The organism is Advenella faeciporci, assembly GCF_014652395.1.
Classification (GTDB): Bacteria; Pseudomonadota; Gammaproteobacteria; order Burkholderiales; family Burkholderiaceae_B; genus Advenella; species Advenella faeciporci.
Genome location: NZ_BMYS01000008.1, coordinates 85,631 through 108,584, shown reverse-complemented (window position 1 = coordinate 108,584; position 22,954 = coordinate 85,631). Strand labels below are relative to the sequence as shown.

Here is a 22,954-nt window from a genome sequence, read left to right as displayed (position 1 = left end):
ACTACAATCACGAACGTATCAAGCTCAAGTTAAACGGCCTGAGTCCGGTACAATACCGGACTCAGGTTTTAGCTGCCTAGTTTTTAACCGTCCAACATTTGGGGGTCACTTCACTCCCGCGTGGGAATGCGTACCCCCTGCCAACATGTCACACAAACCTGAAGCGGTTACCACGCAGTTACCCCTTAAAACTTATATCCCACCTTCAGCCAACCGGTTGAAGAGCGATAGCGCTTGCCCCATTGATGGGCATATTCCAGATTAACGTCCACCCCTTTGGCATGCATCACGTTAATGCCCACTTTGGCATTGCCCACCAGATTTGGCAAATCACTTTTCATGGTTATCCAGTCTGTGGAACTGCCCCCTTGCAATTGCATGCGTGAGGTCCAGTTTTTGTTGGACATCCAGCTGGCGCCAAGGCTGGCGTATGGCCGAACCAGATAATCACCGCTTTCATAGGTTTGTGAAGCCTCAACCTGGGGACTGATCATGACCGTCCATTGGCTTTGTCTGGCCACATTAAGGTTAAGCGCACCGGCCCCGTTTTCTTTATACGCGGGGTTGCGTTGGTACTGCAGGCTGACATCCACGCTGGGCTTGATATAGCCCTGTTGCCATGGGAAGGTGTAGCCGGCATGCAGGTTCAATGAATGCAGCCACGACTTCCACTTGCTGTTTGCGGTATAGCGGGACTGGGGCAAGTCAATAACCCGCCGTGTATCATAAGACCCATACATGGTGCTTAATGAAGCGGCCAATTCGCGCTGGCCCTCGGTATGCTTGATAAACACACCGCCAACAACCGTGTCTCCTTTGGTATGTAAATCAATACCCTTGGCATTCACATTCAAATGGTCAAAACCAATAGAAGCACCTGCCGACCAATTATCATTAAACTGGTACTCACCGCCCAGTTGAATAATGCTGGATCTCATCCTGTAACCGAAATCATCGGCATTGCGATCCAGGCTTGATTCGTTATAGCGCCCGTCCACCCACAGGCAGGTTTTGTCCTTCTGCACCGCTTGGCCATTGCCCAGGTCACAACTGTACATCTTGTTAATGAGTTGACGATTGTGCATGGGCATCATTGAAGCGGGCGCAATGATAGCGTCCGAGGCAAGGTTATCCAGTACACGCTGGTAAACGCTGGCCGTGCCCACATTATCCAACTCTCCAAATAACGCGTACAAATTATTGCCTGAAGCCGGGTTTGGACGCGCCAGCCCGGGTGCTGGCGCTTGCTGGGCTGTTTCAGCCAGTTGACGCTGATTGTCATTGGCCGGGGCCTCCTCTTGAACGCTTGCCACCGCCATCGCACGCGAATTGACATTGACCGGTGCCGCTTCCGGGGCTTCTTCTTGAGCACCGGCGGTCACCACTGCCCGCTGGGCTACATTAACCGCTTCCTCCTGGTCCCAGGTTTTTTGCAAGTATTTCGCCATGCTGCGTTGATCTTCATTCAACTCCTCAAACATGGCACTGCCCGTAAAATTGCCTTGTGGCCTAATCACCAGCTGATTGGTGCCCGCTACTTTGACATGATCCCGCAAGTAGGTCACCAGATCACCGTGCATGGCATTGACGGTAAAGTTTTTATCCAAATAAAGCTTGTCTGAGCGGTCAATAATGGTTGCAGAAGCACCCGGCACCAGATTGCGGGCATTCACTTTCATGGCAGAATCCCCATTGAAACGGGCTTCTCCGGCCACCGTCAGCACATCGTTGCGTTTCGCCACAAAATCCGCATCAACAATCAGGTTACCGCCTTTTTGCATTTCAAATTTACCCTGGAAATAAGTTCGGGCAATCTCTGATCCGCCAATGAGTGCGGTCGCTCTGTTGTAAAAATCGCCCCCTGTTCCCAATATCCAAGTTGGCCCTAAATTAACCGTGCCGCCATAGTTGTCTACCGTCACTTTACGCTTGTCATTAACCCGAATGCTACCCGACATTTCACTGCCTCCTTCCAGCAAAATCCGCGTTTTTTTATTATTGCCTGGGTTGCCTTCTTCTTGAAGAATGTAGTTATTCTTGCCATTGCCAGAAATACGGGCGCCGTTTGTCAAGGTCAGGTTCACATCCTGGCTGCTCTTGATCAACAAAGCGGTATCGGCATGGATTCTGGATCTGTCCAAGCTTAAATTACTGTATTTATCACCCCCAATCATGTAGACACCGGTTTCAGCTTCAATCAAGCTGTTGTTTTTAAGGCTGATTTCCACCCGTTTGTCGGAAGCATCCATGGTTTGCGCCACAATGCCGATACTACCGGCACCCGTGGCGCGAATAGAGGCAGGACTGCGCTCACCCAGTTTAATCTTGATTTCACCGGCTTTTCCGGTAGAACCTGATACTTGCGAGCCCATGCCGCCAGCGCTTAAGCCACCACCTTGTGACAGGCTTTGCGCAAAAATCCCCTGAGCATTTCGTCCTGATGTGGAAATGTGTCCATCCACGTCAACCACCACCGTACCGCCTTTACTGGAGGCTTCGCCTGTTCGGCTGGCCGGCATGCTTTTGGACAGGTATTTCAGGTTCAAGGTAGCGGTATCGGCGGCAATGCCACCGCCACCGCCAATGCTTTGTGCCAAAATGCCATAGCTGCCATCACCGCTGGTCACGATAGACGCGTTTTTATCCAGTTTGACGGTCACGGTTTTTGCATGAGGGATGGTTGCTTCACCACCCACACGCAAATTGGCAGGCAATGACAGGCCATCAGCCAGCAGGATACCGCCCCCTCCTCCAATGCTCTGCGCCACAATACCGTGGCTGTTTCTGCCCTGGGTGCTCAGGTTGGCGCCCAGCTGAACGTTAACGGTTTCACCATCGCCACGGGCCCGTGTACCACCCAGCCGCAAGGTTTCCAGATGGCTGCGCCGGTTAAGTTGCTGATTGCCCAAATCCAGTACGCCACCGCCCCCGCCAATACTTTGCGCAATAATGGCCGAGGCAGAGTTGCCAGACGTGCGGATGCCTGCGCCTTGCACCTGTACATTGACTTGCCCCCCATGACCATGGTTGGCCTGGTCCTTGGCACCCCGCACACCGCCTAATGTTAAGTTAAGGCTAAAACCGGAGCCGGCTGCTGCGTCAGCAACCGTCATGGAAGCAACACCCCCACCGCCACCAATGCTTTGCGCCAGAATGCCGGAACCGGTGGTTTGCATTGCCTGGTTAGCGTTCTGCACAATGCTAACCTTCCCACCGGTTCCCGCCGTTCCACCTTGCCCGCCCAGGGCCATCTGCAGGCTTTGTCTGGCCTGTCCGCCATTGCTTTGCACGTAATTGGCATTGCCACCGCCGCCGCCAATACTTTGGGCCACAATGCCCATGGTGCTGCCCTGATACGATTTGATCAGGCCATTGTTGGTGACTTTCACTTCACCACCACGACCGCCTGCACCACCCTGGCCGCCAACGGCAATATTGACCGAGGTTTCTGCCTTGCTCTCCTGGTTGATGGTGGTAACGCCCGTACTGCCGCCGCCACCGCCAATACTTTGGGCCAGTACCACCGCCCCCGTCAGCGCACCCGAACTCAAGGTCTGGCTGGCGTGGTTAATGTCAACCAGCCCGCCATCGCCACCGGTTCCACCCGAACCGCCAATATTCAAGGCCACGGTGGTTTTGCTGTTTTTATCTTTATCGCCTTTAAGGGTCGTTTCTACCGCACCGCCCGTACCGCCGCCACCGCCAATACTTTGGGCAATAATCGCCTGGCCATCGGTGCTTTCAATATTGTGCTGGTTAATGACTTTAACCGTGCCACCGGCACCACCACGCCCCCCGCTTCCCCCCAGGGCAAAATTAATCTGGTTTTCTTCGGTGTGACCGGCCTTGATGGTGCTGCTGCCGGCATGGCCTCCGCCACCGCCAATGCTTTGCGCCACAATGGCATGACTGCCTATTCCACTGGCTTTCAGGGTGTTGCGGTTATTAACGGTTACTTCGCCACCTTTACCGCCACCGGATCCCGTACCGCCCATGCTTAAATTAACCTGGGTGGCCTTGGCATCGGTGCCTATGGCCTGGCTGGAACCGCCGCTACCGCCACCGCCTCCCACGCTTTGGGCCAAAATAACCGTGCTTAAGTCACCCGTAGTTTCAATAAGGTTCAGGTTCGTGACATTGACTTTACCGCCGTTACCGCCATCACCGCCTTTGCCACCCATGCTGATTTTGACATCAAAATTCTTGTTGGCAGCTTCTTTTTTAGACTCGTCTTTTTTCTCTTTGGCCGGTTGCGGAACAATTTTTGCAATGGCCTTGTTCACGTATTCCTTGTACTTGTCGGTCACGTTTTGGTATTGCTTGGTTTTATCGGTAATTTCCTTGTTCAGGTCATACATGGCTTTTTCAGCATCGCTGGCACTGGCACCGGTTGAACCACCCGTACCGCCACCGCCGCCAATACTTTGGGCGTGAATGCCCGTTGACAGCTGGCCAACGGTTTTAATGATACCGGTATTGCTCAGCTCAACGTGCCCGCCATGATTGCCCTTGCCACCGTCACCACCCAGCTCAAATTTAACGCCTCGCCCCTGTTGTGTTGAATCGGCATGGGAAGCCCCCCCATTGCCGCCACCGCCACCAATGCTTTGTGCCAGCACGGCCGCAGAGCCATCACCATAAGTCAGAATATGACCGCTATTGACAAAGTCAATGCGCCCGCCCAGTCCACCACTGCCGCCTTTGCCACCAATGCTGGCACCCAACTCATAGCGGGTTTTGTCGGCGGTGGCTTTATCAATTGCCCCATTGCCGCTGTAAACAAAGCCGTTAATGGAACCCACCGCCCCATCCCCGCCACCGCCGCCAATGCTTTGCAGGCTTACGCCCGAAGAAAGTTGACCGGCGGTTTGAATACTGCCGCTGTTTTTAAAATTGACCTCACCACCGGCGTTACCATTACCGCCTGAACCACCAATCGCAACTTTAAGCGTAAGCGTGTTACCACGGGGAATTTCAATCGTGCTGGCGGTGGCACCACCACCCATACCCCCACCGCCGCCAATACTTTGCAGGCTTACGCCACTTGCATCATTACCGGTGGTACGGATCATGCCACGATTGTCCAGCTGTACCAAGCCACCTGCATTACCGTTGCCTCCCTTGCCACCAATAGCAATAACACTGGTAACCTGCTCTCCCGATGTACCAGCAGGAAAGCCGCCAATGCTTAATGCAGAAGCAGACCCGCCAATGCCCCCACCACCGCCAATACTTTGCGCCATCAGCGCCGTGCTTTCCTGGCCCGTGGTCAACAGGTTGCCGGTATTGGTCAGCATGACGTGACCGCCCTTGCCTGCAACGCCTCCTTTTCCACCAATGGTAAGATTGTTAAGGCTGGCGCCCACGACCGAGGAAGCATTGCCTCCCATACCGCCACCGCCGCCAATACTTTTGGCCAGAATGGCCTGGGCATTGTTGCCCACCGTTAGCACGGTATGGGTATTGTTAACCGTAACCTGCCCGCCATTACCTCCTTTGCCGCCTTCGGCACCCAGTACAAAGTTAGTCACCTGAAAAGCACCCACGCCCTGGGCGCTGCCCCCCATGCCACCGCCGCCGCCAATACTGCTGGCAACAATGGCCGCCGAATGGTCTCCCAGGCTGAATAAGCCGCCATGGTTTTGGATATTAACAGCACCACCAGCGCCCCCTTTGCCAGCTTTGCCACCAATTACGATATTGGGCAAACCAACCAGTGCACTGGAGGCCTTGCCCCCCAGGCCACCACCGCCACCAATGCTCTGGGCAATAATGGTTGGCGAGAACTCGCCTTCGGTTGCCATCAGGCCACGGTTGGTCACGTTAACAGTACCACCATTGCCACTGGCCCCGGCTGTACCACCAATGGCCACAAAGCCAAAGCTGGAACCGCCCATGCCACCGCCGCCGCCAATACTTTGGGCAATAACCGCCGAGGCGTGATTGCCTTTGGACAGCAGGCTACCCTGGTTATTGACGGTGACGCGGCCGGTGCTTGCATTGCCATCATCAGGCGCACCGTTCACGCCGCCCAGTGCATACACTTTCTGGGTATTGTCGGCCGTAAAGTCGGCATCCACCATTTCACCGCGTGTGCCGCCAATACTTTGCGCCACGATCACATGGCTGTCATCACCGGCGGTTTCCAGGATACCGCCCTGCTGGTTAACCGTCACATTGCCGCCCAACCCCGCTCGCCCACCCGAAGAGCCTCGGGCAATAAAGTTAATGGCAGCACCACCACCATCGCCCGAAGATCCCCCCGAGCTTTCTGCATAAATAGCCTGGGCACCTTTGCCCAACGTAGAAATAAAGGCTTGATTATTAATGACAATATCACCCCCTTTTCCGCCTTGCGCCCCATTGGTCGAAGTGATGGCGCCATTATGGCCACGACTGCCTCCCCCGCCTAGAGAGGCCGCATAAATACCGTCGCTATTCTGGCCCGCTGTTTGAATCCGTGTAGACGCATCGGTGGTTACCGCCAAAGCACCCCCTGCCCCCCCATCCCCTCTTAATTTCACATTCTTGTTGGCGCCATCACCGGGCCCGCCGCCCACGCCGCCAATACTTTCCAGGGCAATGGCACTGTTTTGCGCCTGACTGGTCTTGATATTTATATTTTTTAAATCCAGCGTTAACTGCCCACCTTTACCACCATTACTGGCAAGCCTGGCCCCAAAACTGCCTTTTTGAGCATTCCCGCCATTGCCGCCCTGACTGCTCATTGCAATAGCCGCAGCGCCACTGGCATGGCTGATCAACTCACCTGCTTGATAGGCCTGACCCAAATTGACCTTCTGATCACCCCCGTCACCGGCATAACCGGCACGGTGAGAAGCTAAAGAAGTGGCGTTGGAGACATTGCCACCGTTACCCCCATTGCTGATAATCCGGATCAAACTGGCATGATCACTTTGCATGACAAGCTGGCCAGGCATATTCAACATAACATTGCCACCTTTGCCGCCATCACTGCCATCTTCTACCGTGAAAGCACCCGATATGCCGTTAACGCCATGACCTCCACTGGCATCAATGTCAATCACTTCCTTAGCCATTCCTGCAGTAGCCAGATCCGGACGGCTATTGGCCGTAAAGCGGCTGGTCGTTGCCTGGTTAACCGTGACATTCGCACCCGCGCCACCCGGCGTTCTATTGTTATCCAACGAAGCGCCCGCTGCATGGCCACCTTTGGCATTAATCACCAAACCTTTTCCGGCCGAACTTAATGTAATATCATGATTCAGGTTTACATTTACCGAACCAGCATTAGCCCCGGCACCGCCGTGCCTGATTACCTCGGTGGATTGGGGGGCCCCGTTGCCACCCCGGGTATTAATCAGCAGCGCCGGTGTGCCATTGCGTTGGGTAATAACGGTAGCGCCAGAAGTCTCCAGGGACACCGGACTGCCCGGTTTGCCCTTGCGCACATTGGGGTCGTTATCCTGGCGCCCGTCTTTCCCGGCAAATTGGCTTAGGTCAATACCCGAGGTGTAGTTGCCAGCTATGGTACAAGCCGAATCCAGGCATGACTGGGCTTGCGCCTCACTGGCCATCATACCGCCCGCAAAAGCAAGCTGGATAACCACGGCAATGGGTTTAATTTTGAAGATAAAAGTACTTTCAGTTTTCACACTGGACTCCGCTGGCATTGAAAACAATCGATTCATAAGTGGTACTCTTTTGTTCAATGCGCCTGCTACGCAACCACGGTTGCCGGTTTTGGATTCATGATCCGTTTACAGAGCCTTGATTCCTGAAATGAATTCAGAAAGTAAAAAAGAATACAATTTTCCTGAAAATTAAAACATTTTTAGGTTTCCCGGAAAATCACTAGAATTAGTGATTTTGCAAAGCTGTTGTATTCCATACAATCTAGCCACGCACTATTCCATTCAACAATAAACTTGTCCAAGAAAGGCCTTGCATGATTAACTTAATCGCTCCCGTACTGATTGTTGAAGACGATAGCTTTATGCAACAGCGCCTGCGTTTGATTCTTTTGGATATTGGCTATGCGGATAAGGATTTGCACTTTATGGGTTCAATCGCAGAGGTGGAGCGTTTGGTTGATTACCAGCAGGTTGCCCTGGCCTTGATTGATTTGGGCCTGCCCGATGGGAGCGGGATTGTGCTGATTGAAAAACTTAGCCAGCTTCGTGCGGAAATCCCAGTGTTGGTGATTTCCGCCTGGAGCACCGAAAACATGATTATTAACGCACTGCAGGCAGGCGCAACCGGCTATATCCTGAAAGAGCGCGATGATATTGAACTGAAGGTGTCCATTCGCAGCGTCCTGAAAGGTGGCGCCCCCATTGACCCTTTTATTGCCCGACATATTCTAAACAAAATTCCCTTGCAAACCGACACACCCGCAGAAGCCGTTACAGGCACGGCCGGGCAGGAACTGCATGCCGTCAATCTTACCCAGCGTGAGCATCAAATCCTTAACCTGGTGGCATCGGGTTTAAGCAACCAGGAAATTGCCAACCATATTTTCCTGTCACGTCATACGGTTGAAACACATATCCGCAGCGTCTACCGTAAACTGGCCGTTACCAATCGTACCAAGGCAATTAGCCGGGCACGTGAAATGGGTTTGCTATAAACATTACACAAAGGTCGGTCTTATGCGCGCCGCATTAAATACCTTACTGGTGCTCATCGCTGCATTAGTGCTGGTCTTGTTGTTTGGCTTTTTAACCAAAAACACCCAGGCCCAATTCCATCACCAAACCTGCTCACCCGGTATTGATGGCGTTTATGCCGTACAGTCAGATATTCATTCTCCCGAGTTGCTGGCACAAGCCCATTGGCAGCGCGTTACCTTGCCCGACAATTGGACCTCGCGCTGGCCCAACTATACCGGCGTCGTCTGGTATCGCCTGGACTGGCAGGCCAATTGCCCCGCCGGCCATCAAGAAGCCCCCCTGGCTTTGTTGATAAACTCAATGAATATGGCCGGCAAGGTGTGGCTGAACAATCAGCTCTTATGGTCTGACGCCAATCTGGCTGAACCGCTTTCACGCAGTTGGAATTCGCCCCGGTTTTTAACGCTGCCCGGCCAATCCATTAATGAAACCACCCCCAACAAGCTTTATTTCCGCATTACCGGAGATGTACTTTCTTCCCCTGGCCTTGGCAGCATCAGTATGGGCGAGACCCAGTACATTATTGGCCAGTTCCAGGAAGCCACCTGGCATCAACGCACCATTTTTTACCTGAATATCATTTTATCGCTCACCCTGGGCATGGTTTGCAGCTGTATTTGGCTGTTTCGCCGCCAGGAAGTCGCTTATGGCTGGTACGCCTTGGCCTCTGTGTTCTGGGTTGGTTTCATTGCCAACACGCTGGTGACAGAAACAGCACCCTTCAGGGACACCGCGTCTTTTACACAATTCAATATTGCTTTTTTCACAATTTACATTCTTTGCTTCTGTATTTTTTCATGGCGCTTTTTGAATAAGAAATTTCCCCGTACAGAAAAAGCCTGCTTCGCGCTTACGGCCATCATGGTCTCCATTATCTGGCTGGTGCCTGGCACTTATCTGCAACCTGTACTGCTGGGTATTTTTGTGGTTTCGGTGCTGTTATTTAACCTGAACAGTTTGTTTGTCTCGTTTCTTTGTTTTCGAACGAAACAACTGGAGTTGTGGCTACTGGGTATAACGCTTATTACCTGCCTGGCCTTAAGTGCCATTTCTTTACTCTCGATTTTTCAATTGCTTAACAATATCACCATCGTTCTGCCCTACACCTCGCTGTTATTTGCCATCTTTTTAAGCATTACGCTGGCCATGCATTTAAGCAAAAGCCTGCGAAGGATTGAGCGCTTCAATGAGGAGCTGAACCAGAAAATTATAGAAGCCGAGCAAAAGCTGGCCTTTACCCTGAATTATCGCCATCAATTAACCATCAAAAACCATCAGTTAAAAGAACGCCTTAATCTGGCACACGAACTGCATGACGGCCTGGGCAGTGCCTTGGTACGCGCCATGATTGAGGTCGGCCATGCCAAAGAAACCTTAAGCAATAAACATACCTTGTCGATCTTGAGTTTGTTACGGAATGACTTGCGTCAGATTATTGACAACTTTTCAGAAAGCCAAACCAAACTGCCCGACAACCCGATTTATTGGCTGGCCCCCCTGCGTAATCGCTTTGTACAGATTTTTGACGATCTGGATATTGAATTGCAATGGGAGGTTGACCCGGTCTGGGTTAAACCCCCCAGCTCCCTGCAATGCTTAACACTGTATCGGGTTGCTGAAGAAGCCTTGACCAATGTTATCAAGCATAGTCACGCCAGGAAAGTGAGCTTTCGCTGTATGGTTGGAGAGGATTATCTTGAACTGCAGATTATTGATAACGGCATTGGTTTCAACACCGTGGATATTGACCGCTCCGGGATTAGTGTAGGCATGCGCAGCATGCGAGCCCGAATTGAGCGGCTGGCCGGAATGCTTGAGATTCAATCCAGGCCGGGTCAGACAATGATTATGGCAAGGGCACCGTATAAGTTGAAGAAAGAAAAGCCATAACCGATACCATGGACTGCTTGCCAAAGGTTCCTGTGAGACATTTGCTTTAGTCATACCGGGTGACAGACACCGCAAGCAAGTCGTTGCCAACCTGGATGAACTGCCATACCGCTCCATTCCACCTATCAGTAAAGTGATGCCACCCCTACCGGTCGCGTTTTGAAGCGGCGATGCAGCCACATGTATTGATCAGAGGCACGCATGATTTCCTTTTCCACAACCTTGTTCATATACGTGGCAGCGGCAATTTTATCTTCAATGGGAAAATCTTTCAGTTCGGGTTGAATCAGCAAGTCATAACCACTGCCATTATCTCGACGCACCAGCACCACGGGCAGTAATGCCGGTTTGGCCATCCGCGCCAGCATATAGGGGGCACAGGTTGTTGCAACATCAGAAACTGAGAACAGCGGCACAAAAACACTACCGCTGCGACCGTAATCCTGATCAGGCGCCAGCCAGACCGCTTCTCCCTGTTTGAGGGCATGCACCATGCCGCGCAAATCCTTGCGGTCAAGCATCTCCTTGTTGGACCGCAAGCGGCCTTTGGTCTGCACCCATTCCATCGCTTTGTTATTGTGTGGCCGATAGGTGGCCATCATCGGCTGACACAGCCCCATGGCACGACCACCCAGTTCAAGCGACATCAAATGCACGCCAATCATAAGCGCACCGCGACCATCCTGCTGCGCCAGCTTCAGATGATTCAACCCTGAAACATCAAACCAGCGTTTCACCCGCCTGTCAGACCAGAACCAGGCCATACCGGTTTCCAGCAGCCCCATACCCAGCGATTCAAAATTGGCCTGCACTTTACGCTCTCGCACGGTTTCATCCATTTCAGGAAAACACAACTCCAGATTACGTCGCGTGATAGCGACACGGCGTTTCAGAAAGCGCATGGAAATGCGCCCCATCCATATTCCCAGGCGATTCAATATTGGATAAGGCAGCTGAACAAGCAGAAAAAGCACGCCCAACCCAAACCAGGTCAGCCAGTAGCGGGGGTGAAAAAAACTGGCCTGAAATTGCCGTGAATACTTCATAGGTTCCTTGATGCGTTCGCGCTGGAAAACGATTGAGTTTAAGGGAGTTATTAATAGCGATAGCAAGCGTCTAAACCTGCATGCAGATATCATTTCGTTTCTGTCATCTGTTGAAATGCAATATCGCTATAAAGAGGAAAACGCACTCTATTCGTGCTTGTTAACCCAAGCGGTAGGGTACGCATGAGTCTGGATGATGCGACAATCGGGAGCGAAGTTGCGCACGATCCCATATCGCCATTGCATGGCTCTGATACCATTAGTTTTACCACATTATGGTATTTACATGAACACAAGAAACTTATTTAAACAATTTATTCTCACCTGGCTGACCCGGACTGCGATCCTGAAATGGCTGAAACAATGTGCTCCAAGGGGCGTCATTCTTCCAGCCAGCGAAACTAACCGTCTTGTACTGACGCATCAGCACATATCAAGGCAGGCCTGCGTCCTGCTTTAAACGTGCAATAAACAAGGGGTCATACGCCGGTGCCCGAACCCGCTTCCGGTTGGCTTCCGGCTGGGTTAACGGCTCTGCCACTTGTTTCGTGCTTTGCCTGGATTCCAGGGCAAGCCGCTGATAAATCAAAGTGCCTTCACGTTTCCAGGCTATTTCTTCTGGCTTTAATGGACGCACAACACTGGCTGGGGACCCCAGCGCCAAGTGTCCGGCTGGAATTTCCATAGAGGCCTTCAGAAACGACATGGCGCCAATGATGGCATTTTCACCAATAACCACCCTGTCCATGATCACGGAGTTCATGCCCACCATTGCATTTTTACCTACCCGACATCCATGCAATATCGTGCCATGACCAATATGGCCTTCTTCTTCCACAATCACTTCAGCATCAGGAAAACTGTGTGCCACGCAGTTATCCTGAAAATTTGCACCCGCCAGCAACTGGATACGACCAAAATCACCACGCAATACAGCACCCGGCCCCACGTAACAGGCCGGACCAATCAACACATCACCAATCAAAGTGGCGGCAGGATGGACATAAGCAGAAGGATCAACAACGGGAATCACGCCGTCAAAAGAAAAAATCTGAGCCATTAAATCAATACTCCCAATAACTGGCAATCATAATCAAGACATCATTTTTTATATTACTGGGCACGCAATCCCAGTGCCTGTAACTGGTTTTTTACCAATGACGCCCAACGTTGCAATTGGCTTTCATTACTTTCATGACGCAGCCCCAATTTGCGCAACATGTCATATCGCTCTGCATTCTGCTGACCGAATCCAGCCGCAATTCGTGGATACCAATAATCCACGCTTTGCTGCAATGACTGTTGATGCTCTCCGGTTTTAACCAATAATGCCAAACCCTCCTGTGACAACTTGGTGTGCTCATGCTCGCGTGGCGCGATCTCCCGGAAAACCATCGCCAATGGATCATACGAAACACGACCCAGCTCTTCAAGCTGGACTTCTGCTGCCAGGCCCTGTAACACACTCATGACAACGGCATCCACCCAGTTAAGCAGCGGGTAATATAATACGGGCAAACGCATATCCGCAGCCTGCCGCTCTTTAGGCAAATCATTTTCCCTGGGTAGGCGAAATGCCCAGTCATGCTGTTTTTCATAACGCCCGGCATCCGTACCAAATTCACTTAGAATCTTTAATACCCGCTGGGCATGATCGGCTTTTTCCAGTGTGATTCGGCTGGCAGCAATACGGGCTTTAATGTCCGGTGCAAAATTAATGGATGAGGCAAAACCTGCCGAGGCAGCCAATTCGCTATCCACAAACACAAACATCATGCGCATCAGTTCGGCACGGTAACGTGCCGGTGCATTTTCAGGCGAACTGAAGACTCCCCCCTGGGCCAGATACTCTTCAACTTTCATGTTATCAAACATAATGCTTCTCCTTATTCATCATAGCTGACTGTTATCCGGTCACTTTGGGGGTAACACTGGCACGTCAACACGTAACCCTGATCCACTTCGTAATCTTCCAACGCATGATTAACGGCCATTTCAACTTCGCCTTCCAGCACCTTGGCTTTACAAGTGGAACACACACCCGCTTTACAGGCATAAGGAGCGTCCATTTTGTTTTCCAGTGCGGCATCCAGCAAACTCTGTCCCTCTTTGGGAAAATCAAAATTATGAACCACACCATCCAGCGTTACGGTTGCCACGCATTGGTTAGCGGTGCCGCGACTTGCCGATTTCACGACAGGACGGCTGGAGCGACCGGGCTGGGACGATGCAAAAAGTTCAAACTTAATGTTTTCTTTAGATAACCCATGATCTTTCAGGGCATCGGCAATGGTCAGCATCATGGCTTCGGGCCCACAAATAAAAGCGGTATGGACATGCTCAAGATTTATCCAGCTGCCAAAGAGTGCATTACATTTCTCGCGATCGATACGACCTGAAAAAATCTCGTTTTCCTGCCCTTCGCTTTCAAGAAAATGAATGATGGAAAAACGCCCCATATATTGGTTTTTCAGGTCTTCCAGCTCTTCGCGGAACATAATAGAGCCAACCTGGCGATTGGCATATATCAATGTAAAACTGCTTAATGGCTCTTGTGCCAACGTGCTTTTTATTATGGACAATAATGGAGTAATACCACTGCCACCGGCAAAGCCCAAATAATGCCGCTTGTTTTCAGAGGCAAGCGGTATATGAAAACTGCCCATGGGCGGCATCGCTTCCAATACAGAACCGGCATTTAAGTCTTCATTAGCCCAGGTAGAAAAAGCGCCGCCATCCACCCGTTTGATCCCTACCCGTAAAACACCCTCATCAGGCGACGAGCAGATAGAATATGAACGACGCAACTCATCGCCATCAAAACCATGGCGGAAGGTCAGATACTGGCCGGGAATAAACTTGAACAAAGCGTCATCTTCCTGACGCGGTTTTAATGTCACTACAACAGCATCACGAGTGTCGTGATGTACATCCAGAACTTGCAAAGGGTGAAAGCGTGTCATGAGTTCCTCCGATGGTGATTAAATACATTTAAAATAATCAAATGGTTCCAAACAATCCTGACAGCGATAATTGGCTTTACAAGGTGTTGAACCAAACTGACTCACTCGTGTTGTGTGATTGGAGCCACAACGTGGGCAAGCAACCGTCAGGTTGTTTTCTGTCCGTAACCAGATACGCGTACCTGTACCCGGGCTTTCCTCGGTGACAGGCGGTGCAATACCATAGTCACGCAACTTTTGCCGCCCCTGTTCACTGATCCAGTCGGTACTCCAGGGTGGCGACAGCTGACGTTCCAGTCGCAGGTTTTCTATGCCATGCGCCCGTAAGGCCGCTTCAATATCCGCATTAATGATTGACGTGGCCGGACAACCTGAATAAGTGGGCGTAACCAGCACCACCAGCGTTTCACCCTCGTAATATAGCTTGCGGATAATACCCAGGTCCACCAATGAAATAACCGGGATTTCCGGATCTGGCACGGCATCCAGCCATTGCCAGACCTGATCCAGTTCTGGTCGGGATAAAGTAGTCATGGGCCTCACCATGTACAGCCTGGATAGGCGCGCTGTAAAAATTGCATCTGCGCCAGAAGATGTCCCAGATACTCGGTATGTCGCCCCTGTTTACCACCTTTATGCATGAAAGAATTATCCGGCAATGTAAGGGTAGCCTGTTGCATGACTTCCTGCACACAAGCCAGCCAGTCATTACGCAAACTTTCTGGCAGTGGTGCCAGACCTGCTTTAGCCAGTGCAATGTCGTGCTCGTCACCCACAAACATTTCCCCTGTATAGGCCCACAAATCATCAACCGCTGACTGCATGCGGGTATGACTTTCGGCCGTGCCGTCACCTAGGCGAACCAGTAAATCACTACTGCGCTCCAGATGATAATTCACCTCTTTGATGGCTTTGGCGGCAATTTCGGCAACCCTGGCATCGGTGGACTGCGTCAAGGCCTGTAATTGCAGAAAATGCCAGGCATCAAATAAAAACTGTCTTACGACAGTATGGGCATAATCACCATTAGGCTGCTCTGCCAAGAGCAAATTACGAAATTGCGCACAGTCCCGTAAATAGGCAAGTTGATCAGCGGTTTTTCCCTCTGCCTCAAGCTCTGCGGCCAACTCCAGCCAAAACTGGGTTTGACCTATAAAGTCAAGGGCAATATTGGCCATGGCAATATCTTCTTCCAATACCGGTGCATGACCGCACCACTCTGAAATACGGTGCCCCAGGACCAGGGTGTTATCGCCCATTCGCAATAACATTTGCTGCAAGGCCGTTGAAGTATCTGAATGCACTGTTTTCATTACATACTCCCTGCTTCCTTGGGCATTTTAAAAAAAGTGGGATGCCGGTAAACCTTGGAGTTTGAAGGTTCAAACAACGGACCACGTTTGGACGGCGCACTTGCCACCACCTCTTCAGACTTTACAGCCCAAATGCTGACCCCTTCATTACGACGGGTATACACATCGCGCGCATTATTAATTGCCATTTCGGCATCGGGTGCATGCAAGCTGCCTACATGCCTGTGACTTAAACCATGCTGGCCACGAATAAAAATTTCCCATAAAGGCCATTCTTGAGACATGACATTTTCTCCTTATTTCATTTGTTATGACTAAATTTACAAATTCATTCCACTTGACTGGGCGGACCTTACTATTAACGTTTTATACGGCCTGTTTACGCAAGGGCAGCTTCTTCGCATAGGCAGCCAACCCTTCGCGGAACCATGCCCCCTGTTCCCAGGCATTGATCCGGGCTGCCATACGGTCTTTATTACAAGGCCCATTACCGGCAATCACGTCAAAAAACTCGCTCCAGTCTGGCTGGGTAAAATCATAAGAACCGCGTTCTTCGTTCCACACCAGATTCTCATCCGGAATGGTCAGGCCCAGATATTCCGCCTGTGGCACTGTCTGATCCACAAACTTCTGGCGCAATTCATCGTTTGTATTAATTTTGATTTTCCAGGCCATAGACTGCTCTGAATGCACCGAGTCTTTATCAGACGGGCCAAACATCATTAATGCCGGATACCAGAACCGGTTCATCGCATCTTGAGCCATTGCTTTTTGCTCAGGGCTGCCCTGACACATTTTGATAAGAAGGTCATAACCCTGACGCTGGTGAAAACTTTCTTCCTTGCAGATACGAACCATGGCGCGGCTATATGGGCCATAAGACGTACGTTGCAAAGCCACCTGATTCATAATCGCGGCACCATCCACCAACCAGCCCACTGCGCCAATATCCGCCCAGTTCAGGGTCGGGTAATTGAAAATGGAAGAATATTTCATCTTTCCGGCATGAAGCAGTTCTGTCATTTCATCACGGCTGATACCCAGTGTTTCGGCAGCGCTATACAGATACAGGCCATGGCCGGCCTCGTCCTGGACCTTGGCTAGCAAAATGGCCTTTCGTTCCAGCGTTGGAGCACGGGTAATCCAGTTACCTTCCGGTAATTGTCCTACCACCTCTGAATGGGCATGCTGGCCAATCTGGCGAATCAGCGTTTTGCGATAACCGTCAGGCATCCAGTCTTTAGGTTCTATTTTTTCCCCTTTTTCAATACGCGCCATAAAAGCTTTCTCTTCTTCAGGCATCTCTCCTATTGAGCGTACACGATCACTACCCGTATCAATTACTTGTGCATACATAAATTTCACCTCTGCTTTAAACGCTACACCTCAAATTAAACAACCGACCGGACGGTCACTTATAAGATGATATTAAGCCATTTAAAACATTACAATTCAATAAGTATTTACCATTAAAATGTAATGTTTGAATATAAAAAAATCAAACCAGCTGCGATAAATACACCAGCCGTTGCTGCAAAGACTGGCCCTGTTCGATTAAGACATCATCGCTATCAACAAACTTACCGGCCACGTAGGTATCGGCCCTACTGGACAATGCCAGATACAAACGGGCAAACAAAGATCTGGCCACATGTCCATCCCAATTTTCTGGCAAGGCCTCACGGGGTAAATGAGGTGCCCGCAATGCAACATAACGATATTGATGCACCATCAGTAAACGGATAGTTAAGGCGGCTTCAGGGCTTAATTGTGCCAACAAACCTTCAACCGGCTGAAAATTCTTAATAAACGCCTGGAAGGCATGGGCATAAACAGGCAGGTCCCAATGGGCAGCCGCAAAGTTGCGCATTTGTTCATGACCTTGCATTACATCCGCTGTCCAGACAAGTGCACCAGGCGGCAAAGGCACGCTATCAGGGCCAAGTGCCAGCCTGGGGTTTAACGCAGCGTAGCCCAGCCTTTTCAGACTACGCATGAGCGCATCCGCATTTTCTCCATCCAAATAAACCAGGCACCATTGCTGGGCAACCTGTGAGGTATACAGCACCCTGGCGGCATAAGCAAACTCGGTCCGTGCAACAGACGTCAGCCGATAAAAACTGCGTCGACCTACGCGTTCGCCAGCCAGTTGACCTGCCGCCACCAAACGCGACACCGCCGTGCGCACAAGATTTTCACTGATTCCCGCCGTGGCACAGGTTTCTATCACATTTCCCATCCACAATACGCCCCCACGCGGTTCCACTACATCGCCGTACAGTGTGACAATAAAAGCCGCGGCTTTCAGTGGGGCACTATGCAATAATTGTGCAATCAGCGTATCAACTTCATTGGTAGAACGGGCAACAGACTTAGGCATTAGACATTTACACTAATAAAAAACCAGGTTTTCAAAATGTACCAGTTTTTGCCGCGTACGACTGGTAGCAATGTATTTACAGACAGATTTTCAAATATGCCCCACACCGGTTTTTTTATATATTCAGGCATGGGGCACCACTTATTTACAGACCTAAATAAGCCGAACGAATGCGCGGATCAACAATCAACGCTTGCGCCTCTCCTGACAGCGTGATATTCCCGGTTTCCATCACATAACCACGATCGGCAATCGACAAAGCACCAAAGGCATTCTGTTCAACCAGCAATACCGTTACCTCCAGACTTTTCAGGTTTTTTATCACATCAAAAATCTGTGCCACCAGAATTGGCGCCAGCCCCATACTGGGTTCATCCAGCAACAAGCAAGACGGCCGGCTTAGCAAGGCTCTGGCAATGGCCAGCATCTGCTGTTGCCCACCCGACAAGCCGCCTGCCGATAGATTGCGTTTTTCACGTAATATGGGAAACATATTAAATGCATCTTCCATATCACGATCCACCTTGTCATCCATATACAAGTAAGCGCCCAGGCGCAGGTTTTCCTCAACACTCAGGCTGGTGAAAATCTGCCGGCCTTCGGGCACCTGTGCCAAGCCGTGTTTGACACGCTGGTAAGCAGGCACAGTATTAAAACTTTCTCCCCGAAAGATAATATTACCGTCCTGTATAGACTGAATACCTGACAAACAGTGCAACAACGTTGTTTTACCGGCACCATTTGCACCAATCACCACTACAATCTCACCGGCGCTAATTTCCAGACTCACGCCATGTAACACTTCTATCCGCCCATAACTTGAGCGTAACTGATTAACACTCAGCATAACGCGTTGCCTCCTCTGTAGCGGCTACCCCCAGGTAAGCCTCTATGACCCGCGGATGGCTTACGACCTCAGAGGGTGTGCCCTCAGCAATTTTTTCACCATGATCCAACACGACAATATGACTGGAAATACGCATCACCATTTTCATATCATGTTCCACCAATAAAATGGCAGTCCCACTCTTGGCCACATCCGCTACCAGTTTTTCAATTTCTTCGGTTTCTACCGCATTGCAGCCGGCAGCCGGTTCATCCAGCAATAAAAGCCGTGGCTGCAAAGCCAGTGCCCTGGCAATTTCCAGACGTTTTAAAGCGCCATATGACAGGGACCCAGCTTCAAAATCAGCCGCCCGTTCAAGCCCCACTCTTTTGAGCAACGCCAAAGACTGTTCTTCTGAACGTTTCACACGACGCCGTGCAGAAGGAAAGCCCAGCAAATCAGCCAGTAACGAACCATTTTCCTGCAAGTGAAATCCTGTCGCGACATTTTCCAGCACCGTCATGGCGGAAAAAACCTGCAGGTTCTGAAAAGTTCTTGACAGGCCACGACGGGCCAGCAAATGTGAGGGCATACCCGTCACCAGCTCACCCGCCAGGCGAACCTCGCCCTGTTGTGGACTATAAACCCCGGACAGCATATTGAACAAAGAGGTTTTACCCGCGCCATTGGGCCCGATGACCGAAACAATCTTGCCCTCATCAACAGAAAAGCTGACATCCTGCACAGCCCGCACGCCACCAAATGAAATGCTCACTCCTTTCACATCAAGCAGACTCATCAACCTCTCCCCCGTACCATGCGTACCAGACTGGGTAACACGCCACCGCGCAGAAAAATCATTACCAGCATCATGATCAAGCCCAGAACAATTTGTTCATATTCCTGTAAAAAAGTCAGTATTTGTGGCAACGCAGTCAATAAGGTCGCACCCAGAACAGCCCCAACTACTGAAGCCGCCCCACCCAATACCGCCATGGTCACAATTTCAACAGAATGCATGAACCCTGCCACATCCGGTGTCACAAAGCGGTTTTGCATCGCCAGCAAAGAACCGGCTACCGAAGCATAAACGGCAGAAATAACAAACCCGCGCAATTTGAATCGGGCCACATCAATACCAACGGTACGTGCCGCGATCTCTGAACCATGCAAGGCATGTAATGCGCGTCCGGTAGCGCTATGCTTCAAATTCAATGCCATCCAGACACCTATCAGCAGAAAAAATCCATTAAAGGCATACCAGAATTCGGCATTGCTTAACGAGATTCCCCAGCTTTTCAGCAAAGCCCTGATCCCCGGATCGGCAACCACCATGCCATCGGGCCCCCCGGTTAGCCAGGCCTCGTTGTTCAGCACCATAAAGATCAGCATACCAAACCCCAATGTGGCTACAGACAGGTAGTAACCACGCAAACGCAGGATGGGCCGCCCCACCACCCAGGCTACGACACCGGAAACGACTGCCCCCAGCACGGAAGCAGTTAATACGGAAACGTTGAAATGAACCGGAGCCAGGGCGCAGGCATATGCCCCGATCCCGATAAAACCGGCATGCCCCAGGCTGATCTGCCCGACATAACCTGTCAAGATCACAATACTGATCACCGACAGGCTATTGACAAACACCAGGGAACCTATGCGTAAATAATAGGAAGAAGGGAAAAACAAGGGGGCCAGCGCAATCAGCACCAACAACACCAGTAAAGTTACCTGTTTGGAAGAAAGTCTTTTCATTATTTAAACCCTCTCTGCCACTTTACTGGCAAACAAACCCTTGGGCATGAAAAACAGTACCGCCAGAATCACCACAAATGCAGCGGCATCCTTGTACTGTGAACTGATATAACCCGCTGTCAACGCTTCCAGCAAGCCCAGCAACAGGCCTCCCGCCAAGGCTCCTTTAGGATTACCCATGCCTCCCAGCATGGCCGCGGCAAAACCTTTCAGTGCCATCGTCATGCCAATGTCATAACTTGTCAGGGTAATGGGTGTAATCAAGATCCCGGCCAATCCGCCAATCGCGGCAGACAAGGCAAAAGACAAGGCCATGATGTAGCGGGTATTAATACCCACCAGCAAAGCGGCGATACGGTTATTGGCGGTTGCCAGCACTGCCCGTCCCGTTAAGGTCCGGGTAAAAAACAGCCATAGTGCGACAAACACCAGTAATGCCCCGGCAATTACCCATAAACTCTGTGGCAGAATGGTCGCTCCCAGCACATGAATGGGATCATTGCCAGAAAAGGCGGGAAAGCGATGAAGCTCCTTATCCAGCAATAGCTGCGTTAACCCGCGAATAAAAATGGATGCCCCGATTGTAATAATAATCAGACTGGCTACGGGTGCCCCGCGGGCAGGTTCAATGGCCAGCTTGTTCAAAAGTATGCCAACAACTGCCGTTAACACAATAGCCAGGGTTGCGGCCAATAATAATGGCGCACCGGCCGTATAGGCGGAAGCCGTAATCATGCCACCCAGCATGACAAACTCACCCTGTGCAAAGTTGGCAACATCCGACGCATTGTAAATAATCGTAAAACCCAGGGCTACCAGCGCATATACTGCACCAACTGTTAGCCCGGACAGCAAAAACTGCATTAACTCAGACATATCTGTCTCCGGAATTTCATCTGGTAGTAATTATGGATGGAGGCATACGCCTCCACAAAAAAACCGTTACTCGATAAGCTTCCAGTTACCATCCCGGATTTCCAGCATCCGGAAAGCACTAAGATCCAAACCCAAATGATCTTCTGCCGACATGTTGTAAGTACCGGTGGTGCCCGCCAGATCCTTTGTGTTTTCCAACGCATCACGAATGGCAGCGGGCTCTGCCTTTCCGGCACGCTCGATGGCATTCACAACCAGGTATAACGCATCATGCGCATATCCGCCAAAAGTGGAAACCGGCTTACCAGCCATGTTTTCATATTGCTTTTTATAGCGCAGCGCCACTTCTCTTTGCGGATCATCTTCTGCCAGCAACTCTGCAACCAATAAAGGTGTTCCCGGCAAGCGTACGCCTTCCGCTTCTTTTTTACCGGCCAGTTTTATATAAGCATCCGATGCCACCCCATGCGACTGGTACAACGGTAAATCAATGCCCAGCTGAGCATAATTCCGGGTAATAATGGCAGGCCCAGACCCCAGACCCAGGCTCAGAATCGTCTGAACACCATTTTTATTACGCAAGTTAGTCAATTGCGGTGTCATGTCTGCATCAGTAGGCCCAAAAACCTCATCGCCCACTACGGTAATACCATAATCGCCAACGATATCCAGACACTGTTTGCGCATGGAGGCGCCAAAACTGTCGGAACCCGATATCAAGCCCACCTTTAACAGATCCCGTTTTTTCATATCTTCAAAAATCTTGGCGCAAGCCATGCGGTCTGTATGCGGAGTCTTGAAGGTATGGGAACGTACCGGCTGAATAACTTCAATCGCACCGGCCAGAGAAACAAAAGGAATTCCCTCTTCCTGCACGGTGGGCATAATAGCCATTGTTGCACCGGTGGTGGTGCCCCCTATGATTGCAACCACTTCGTCATCTTCCACCAGACGGGTGGCAAATGTACGGGCTTTATTTGCATCACCGGCATCATCATAGGCAAACAGCTTAAGCTGTTTGCCAAGCACACCACCTTTGGCATTAATGTCATCGACCAGCATTTTCAGGGTTTGCGCTTCGGGTTCTCCCAGATAAGAGGCAAACCCCGTGGCAGAAACCGTAGAACCAATGCGGATTTCTGCCTGTACCCCCGTTGCAAAACATAAAGCGGCAACCAATCCTGCCCATTTACGTACTGTTTTTCCTGTTTTGTTATCACTCATTTGTTTGTCTCCTGTTTATTTTAGACA

General features: G+C 50.9%; 18 protein-coding genes. 3 read left to right on the top strand and 15 right to left on the bottom strand.

Going from position 1 to position 22,954, the window contains the following annotated elements:
• The coding region (locus IE074_RS07540; RefSeq protein WP_189384867.1) for an IS3 family transposase at window positions 1-80 on the top strand (80 nt) is incomplete at its 5' end.
• A 105-nt stretch (window positions 81-185) separates the two neighbouring features.
• Here IE074_RS07540 and IE074_RS07535 read toward each other — a convergent pair.
• Window positions 186-7,637 carry an autotransporter outer membrane beta-barrel domain-containing protein gene (locus tag IE074_RS07535; protein WP_189384863.1) on the bottom strand — a complete coding sequence of 2,484 codons (7,452 nt, stop codon included), beginning with the start codon at window positions 7,635-7,637 and terminating at the stop codon, window positions 186-188.
• Between the two features lie 293 nt (window positions 7,638-7,930).
• Between IE074_RS07535 and IE074_RS07530 the strand changes: the two genes are divergently transcribed.
• Complete coding sequence (locus IE074_RS07530) at window positions 7,931-8,611, top strand: response regulator transcription factor (RefSeq protein WP_189384862.1); 681 nt, start codon at window positions 7,931-7,933, stop codon at window positions 8,609-8,611.
• Between the two features lie 22 nt (window positions 8,612-8,633).
• Window positions 8,634-10,544: a sensor histidine kinase gene (locus tag IE074_RS07525; protein WP_189384861.1), complete on the top strand. Its 1,911-nt coding sequence runs from the start codon at window positions 8,634-8,636 to the stop codon at window positions 10,542-10,544.
• 125 nt (window positions 10,545-10,669) lie between these two features.
• Here IE074_RS07525 and lpxP read toward each other — a convergent pair whose 3' ends face one another.
• The 14 genes from lpxP to IE074_RS07455 all read right to left on the bottom strand — a co-directional run bounded on the left by lpxP (window position 10,670) and on the right by IE074_RS07455 (window position 22,927).
• Window positions 10,670-11,590: a kdo(2)-lipid IV(A) palmitoleoyltransferase gene (gene lpxP, locus IE074_RS07520; protein WP_189384860.1), complete on the bottom strand. Its 921-nt coding sequence runs from the start codon at window positions 11,588-11,590 to the stop codon at window positions 10,670-10,672.
• A gap of 433 nt (window positions 11,591-12,023) precedes the next feature.
• On the bottom strand, window positions 12,024-12,650 hold the full coding sequence (locus IE074_RS07515) for an acyltransferase (RefSeq protein ID WP_189384859.1): 627 nt from the start codon (window positions 12,648-12,650) through the stop codon (window positions 12,024-12,026).
• Window positions 12,651-12,703: 53 nt separating this feature from the next.
• Window positions 12,704-13,465 carry a Phenylacetic acid catabolic protein gene (locus tag IE074_RS07510; RefSeq protein WP_189384858.1) on the bottom strand — a complete coding sequence of 254 codons (762 nt, stop codon included), beginning with the start codon at window positions 13,463-13,465 and terminating at the stop codon, window positions 12,704-12,706.
• An 11-nt stretch (window positions 13,466-13,476) separates the two neighbouring features.
• Entirely contained in the window at window positions 13,477-14,553 is a 1,077-nt protein-coding gene (gene paaE, locus IE074_RS07505; protein WP_189384857.1) for a 1,2-phenylacetyl-CoA epoxidase subunit PaaE, read from the bottom strand.
• 18 nt (window positions 14,554-14,571) lie between these two features.
• On the bottom strand, window positions 14,572-15,087 hold the full coding sequence (gene paaD / locus IE074_RS07500; protein ID WP_189384856.1) for a 1,2-phenylacetyl-CoA epoxidase subunit PaaD: 516 nt from the start codon (window positions 15,085-15,087) through the stop codon (window positions 14,572-14,574).
• A gap of 5 nt (window positions 15,088-15,092) precedes the next feature.
• Complete coding sequence (paaC, locus tag IE074_RS07495; RefSeq protein ID WP_189384855.1) at window positions 15,093-15,866, bottom strand: 1,2-phenylacetyl-CoA epoxidase subunit PaaC; 774 nt, start codon at window positions 15,864-15,866, stop codon at window positions 15,093-15,095.
• On the bottom strand, window positions 15,866-16,150 hold the full coding sequence (gene paaB, locus IE074_RS07490) for a 1,2-phenylacetyl-CoA epoxidase subunit PaaB (protein ID WP_189384854.1): 285 nt from the start codon (window positions 16,148-16,150) through the stop codon (window positions 15,866-15,868). The genes paaC and paaB overlap by 1 nt, the downstream gene beginning before the upstream one ends.
• 82 nt (window positions 16,151-16,232) lie before the next feature.
• Window positions 16,233-17,222, bottom strand: a complete 990-nt coding sequence (gene paaA, locus IE074_RS07485) for a 1,2-phenylacetyl-CoA epoxidase subunit PaaA (protein WP_189384853.1) — start codon at window positions 17,220-17,222, stop codon at window positions 16,233-16,235.
• Between the two features lie 142 nt (window positions 17,223-17,364).
• Window positions 17,365-18,246: a PaaX family transcriptional regulator C-terminal domain-containing protein gene (locus IE074_RS07480; RefSeq protein WP_189384852.1), complete on the bottom strand. Its 882-nt coding sequence runs from the start codon at window positions 18,244-18,246 to the stop codon at window positions 17,365-17,367.
• 145 nt (window positions 18,247-18,391) lie between these two features.
• Window positions 18,392-19,093 (bottom strand): ABC transporter ATP-binding protein, encoded by a 702-nt coding sequence (locus IE074_RS07475; protein WP_189384851.1) that lies wholly within the window; start codon window positions 19,091-19,093, stop codon window positions 18,392-18,394.
• Window positions 19,080-19,871 (bottom strand): ABC transporter ATP-binding protein, encoded by a 792-nt coding sequence (locus tag IE074_RS07470; protein WP_189384850.1) that lies wholly within the window; start codon window positions 19,869-19,871, stop codon window positions 19,080-19,082. Before IE074_RS07470 ends, IE074_RS07475 begins: the two co-directional genes overlap by 14 nt.
• A complete protein-coding gene (locus tag IE074_RS07465) occupies window positions 19,871-20,827 on the bottom strand; it encodes a branched-chain amino acid ABC transporter permease (protein ID WP_189384849.1) in 957 nt (318 codons plus the stop codon). Before IE074_RS07465 ends, IE074_RS07470 begins: the two co-directional genes overlap by 1 nt.
• A gap of 3 nt (window positions 20,828-20,830) precedes the next feature.
• Window positions 20,831-21,703, bottom strand: coding sequence for a branched-chain amino acid ABC transporter permease (locus tag IE074_RS07460; protein WP_189384848.1), 873 nt, complete (start codon window positions 21,701-21,703; stop codon window positions 20,831-20,833).
• A gap of 66 nt (window positions 21,704-21,769) precedes the next feature.
• Window positions 21,770-22,927 carry an ABC transporter substrate-binding protein gene (locus IE074_RS07455; protein ID WP_189384847.1) on the bottom strand — a complete coding sequence of 386 codons (1,158 nt, stop codon included), beginning with the start codon at window positions 22,925-22,927 and terminating at the stop codon, window positions 21,770-21,772.
• Window positions 22,928-22,954: the final 27 nt, after the last annotated feature.

Coding starts and splice junctions, on each gene's coding strand:
- IE074_RS07460 (WP_189384848.1), bottom strand. CDS start 21,703: ATGTCTGAGTTAATGCAGTTTTTGCTGTCCGGGCTAACAGTTGGTGCA.
- IE074_RS07475 (WP_189384851.1), bottom strand. CDS start 19,093: ATGCTGAGTGTTAATCAGTTACGCTCAAGTTATGGGCGGATAGAAGTG.
- IE074_RS07480 (WP_189384852.1), bottom strand. CDS start 18,246: ATGCCTAAGTCTGTTGCCCGTTCTACCAATGAAGTTGATACGCTGATT.
- IE074_RS07525 (WP_189384861.1), top strand. CDS start 8,634: ATGCGCGCCGCATTAAATACCTTACTGGTGCTCATCGCTGCATTAGTG.
- paaD (WP_189384856.1), bottom strand. CDS start 15,087: ATGACTACTTTATCCCGACCAGAACTGGATCAGGTCTGGCAATGGCTG.
- paaB (WP_189384854.1), bottom strand. CDS start 16,150: ATGTCTCAAGAATGGCCTTTATGGGAAATTTTTATTCGTGGCCAGCAT.
- IE074_RS07510 (WP_189384858.1), bottom strand. CDS start 13,465: ATGTTTGATAACATGAAAGTTGAAGAGTATCTGGCCCAGGGGGGAGTC.
- IE074_RS07465 (WP_189384849.1), bottom strand. CDS start 20,827: ATGAAAAGACTTTCTTCCAAACAGGTAACTTTACTGGTGTTGTTGGTG.
- IE074_RS07515 (WP_189384859.1), bottom strand. CDS start 12,650: ATGGCTCAGATTTTTTCTTTTGACGGCGTGATTCCCGTTGTTGATCCT.
- paaA (WP_189384853.1), bottom strand. CDS start 17,222: ATGTATGCACAAGTAATTGATACGGGTAGTGATCGTGTACGCTCAATA.
- paaC (WP_189384855.1), bottom strand. CDS start 15,866: ATGAAAACAGTGCATTCAGATACTTCAACGGCCTTGCAGCAAATGTTA.
- IE074_RS07455 (WP_189384847.1), bottom strand. CDS start 22,927: ATGAGTGATAACAAAACAGGAAAAACAGTACGTAAATGGGCAGGATTG.
- lpxP (WP_189384860.1), bottom strand. CDS start 11,590: ATGAAGTATTCACGGCAATTTCAGGCCAGTTTTTTTCACCCCCGCTAC.
- IE074_RS07530 (WP_189384862.1), top strand. CDS start 7,931: ATGATTAACTTAATCGCTCCCGTACTGATTGTTGAAGACGATAGCTTT.
- IE074_RS07470 (WP_189384850.1), bottom strand. CDS start 19,871: ATGAGTCTGCTTGATGTGAAAGGAGTGAGCATTTCATTTGGTGGCGTG.
- paaE (WP_189384857.1), bottom strand. CDS start 14,553: ATGACACGCTTTCACCCTTTGCAAGTTCTGGATGTACATCACGACACT.